Source organism: Dietzia sp. 111N12-1, from assembly GCF_001658045.1.
In the GTDB taxonomy this organism is placed as follows: Bacteria; Actinomycetota; Actinomycetes; order Mycobacteriales; family Mycobacteriaceae; genus Dietzia; species Dietzia kunjamensis.
The window spans coordinates 1-2,703 of sequence record NZ_LSSV01000079.1; the positions used below are offsets into that span (position 1 = coordinate 1).

General features: G+C 65.6%; 3 protein-coding genes. All 3 read right to left on the reverse strand.

Features of this window, described 5'->3' with window-relative positions:
- Window positions 1-121: 121 nt before the first annotated feature.
- Genes AYO52_RS15275 through istA form a run of 3 tightly spaced genes read right to left on the reverse strand, consistent with a single transcriptional unit; the run spans window position 122 to window position 2,533 of the window.
- Window positions 122-646: an ATP-binding protein gene (locus AYO52_RS15275; protein ID WP_253702223.1), complete on the reverse strand. Its 525-nt coding sequence runs from the start codon at window positions 644-646 to the stop codon at window positions 122-124.
- Window positions 647-680: 34 nt separating this feature from the next.
- Window positions 681-881, reverse strand: coding sequence for a hypothetical protein (locus AYO52_RS19025; RefSeq protein WP_223210114.1), 201 nt, complete (start codon window positions 879-881; stop codon window positions 681-683).
- Complete coding sequence (gene istA / locus AYO52_RS15280) at window positions 878-2,533, reverse strand: IS21 family transposase (RefSeq protein ID WP_253702221.1); 1,656 nt, start codon at window positions 2,531-2,533, stop codon at window positions 878-880. Before istA ends, AYO52_RS19025 begins: the two co-directional genes overlap by 4 nt.
- Window positions 2,534-2,703 lie beyond the last annotated feature (170 nt).

Sequence of the window (2,703 nt, forward strand, 5' to 3'; positions counted from 1 at the left end):
CGCACGCCGCATCAGACGCCGCAACTGTTTGGGACGCCTTTCGGAAAGCGCGGTTCTGATGATCGGGTAGCGGTCGGACGGGTATCGGATAGCGGAGTTCACCCGTCCGACCGCTGGGCCGCTATGGCGTTGCCGTGGCGAGGTGTCGTCTCATGTTCGGGCCGTCGAGGGCGATGATCTCGGCGCCGGCGACGATCCGGTTGAGGATCGATTCGGCGATGACCGCGTCTTGGAGCGACTTGTACCAATCTGGCGGATCGAACTGCGAGGTCACCAGCGTCGAGCCCCGCCCTTCCCGAGCGGCAAGGATGTTGAGCAGCTCCGCCGCGGTGTGCGGGGCCACCGGCGTGGTCAGGAAATCGTCCAGCACTAGCAGGTCGCAGTTGTGCAGATCAGTGAGGAAGTCCAGCCTGCGCTGCGAGGTCGGCTCCAGCACGGCGAGCCGGTTGGCCAGGTCGTCGAGCCGGAAGAACCTCGCGGTGTAGTACTTTCGGCACGCGGCATTGAGAAGCGCCTGGGCGAGGTAGGTCTTGCCCACGCTGGATTGGCCGAGCACGACGAGATTGCGAGTGGCGTCGATCCATTGACAGCTGGAAAGTCGTGCGATTAGCTCGCGGTTGACGTTGCGGTCAGGCAGGTAGCGGATCTCTTCTACGCAGGCGTCAGGGTTTGGCGATCTTTCAGGCCTTGAGTAGTTTCTGGGTCCGGCGTTCCTGCCTGGCCGTGATCTCTTTGTCCAGGGCGTGGAAGATCTTCTCCGAGAAGGTCCACTCGTCGCAGGCGGGATCGTTGGCCAGGTCAATGACGGTCTGGCCGAACGCGGTCATCCGCAGCTGCGTGAACAGCGGCATGTCGGCGTCGGTGAGATGACGATCAGTCACTGCAGCTCCTCCTGCCCCGCAGTGCCGCTGCTCGGGCCTCCGGTGAGGACGGCGAGGCTGAACTGCTCGGGCCCGGCCAGATGCGCCCCGGTGGTATCTCGCCGACCCGGCGGCGGCTCCAGCCGGTCCGTCGTAGCCGCCACCGCCGGCTGCGTGGTGGTGGGCCGGGCGGCGGCCTGGGTCCTCAGGGCCGCCAGCTGCTGCTTGACGGCGGTGTAGCTGATCGCCCGGCGGGAGGTCTCGGAGACGAGTTGGCCACAGGCCCGCTCGAGCAGCATCTTGTTGTCCCCGCGGGCCAGGGCGAGGATGTTCTGGCACGAACGGTAGCCCTGAGCCTCGATCCGCTGGCGATCCAGGACCTCACTGATCGCAGCCACGGTGTGCGGTCCGATCTTGTGGGCCTGGCGCACGAAATACGCCCGCGACCACAGGTCCGATGACTGCAGATGCTGCGCGGGAACATGGTCGGGATCGGTGACGAAGGCGTGCCGCCTACCGGAGACGGTGTGGGAGGCGATGATCTCGCCGCCAGCCATGACCACCAGTGTGGGGCCGGTGATCTTCACGTCGACGTGCTGGCCGGTGAAGGTGTAGGGCACCGAGTACTTCACCGTGGCGATCTCCACGTGATAGTCCCGGTTGACCTTGGACTTCTTCCAGATGACCGGCTGCCAGCGGACCTCGGGCAGAGCGATCAGCTCCGACTGCTCGTGCTCGGTGAACAGCTCGCGGCGGCTGGTCTTCTGGCCGCGGAACGGGATCCGGTCGTTGATCGCCTCCACCTCGGCGGCGATCGCCTCGTTCAGATCGTCCAGGCTGGCGAAGCGCCGATCGGCCAGCCGTCCGATCACCCAGTTCGTCACCACCTTCACCCCGGCCTCGACGTTGCCCTTGTCCGTCGGGCGCACCGGCCGAGTGGGCACGGCGGCGGTGTGGTGGTACTCGAGGAAGTCACGGTATTCACGGTTGACCTCGCGGGCCCGGTCGCCGCGGGCGATCTGGTTCGATGCCGTCGAGGCGTTGTCCGGGACGATCACTTGCGCCGCGCCGCCGAAGTACTCGAAGGCCTGCAGGTGCGCGTCGAGCCAGTTCGCCATCTTCTCGTCCACGCAGCCGCACGCGAAGACCATCCCCGAGTACGGCAGCGACGCAACGAACACCGAGACCGTGGTCTTGGTACCGAGGACGGGGTCGAAGATCGCCATCTTTGTGCCCGCCCAGTCGACCTGCATCGTGTGCCCGGGCACGTGCGCGATCCGCATCGTCAGCTCGTTGACCTCGACGTACTCGCCGACGATCTGGCAGAACCGCTGATAGCTGTAGTGCCGCTGCCCCGGCGATCCGTCGCTGTCGAGGTAGTTGGCCCACAGCACCCGCAGCGGCAGCTTGTTCTTGCCCGTGCGCTTCTTCACGGTCGCCGCCACGTCGAAGGCGACGAACTCCTTCGACGGCGTCTTGCGCCCATCTGCGAACAAGACGTCGATCTCCTCGCCGCTGAGCGCCTCGACCTGGCTCGTGGCGGTCAACCCGTGCTCGTGGCAGACCTTCTTCGCCTTCGCGACAGTGCGATGCGAGCAACCCGCGATCGCCTCGATGTCCCGGTAGGACCTGTCCTGCAGCAGTAGCGACATCACCAATCGGTAATCAGTCACCCGTGCCTCCTGTTCGGATCCACGCGCAGCCTTGTTGCCACGCGTAGAACCGACACGAGCACACGAGGACCGGCACCGCTATCCGATGCTCATACTCGCGCTACCCGATCATCAGAACCCTGCTTTCCGAAGCACGTCCCTAACAGCCGCAACGGTCTGACCAGGCAGGA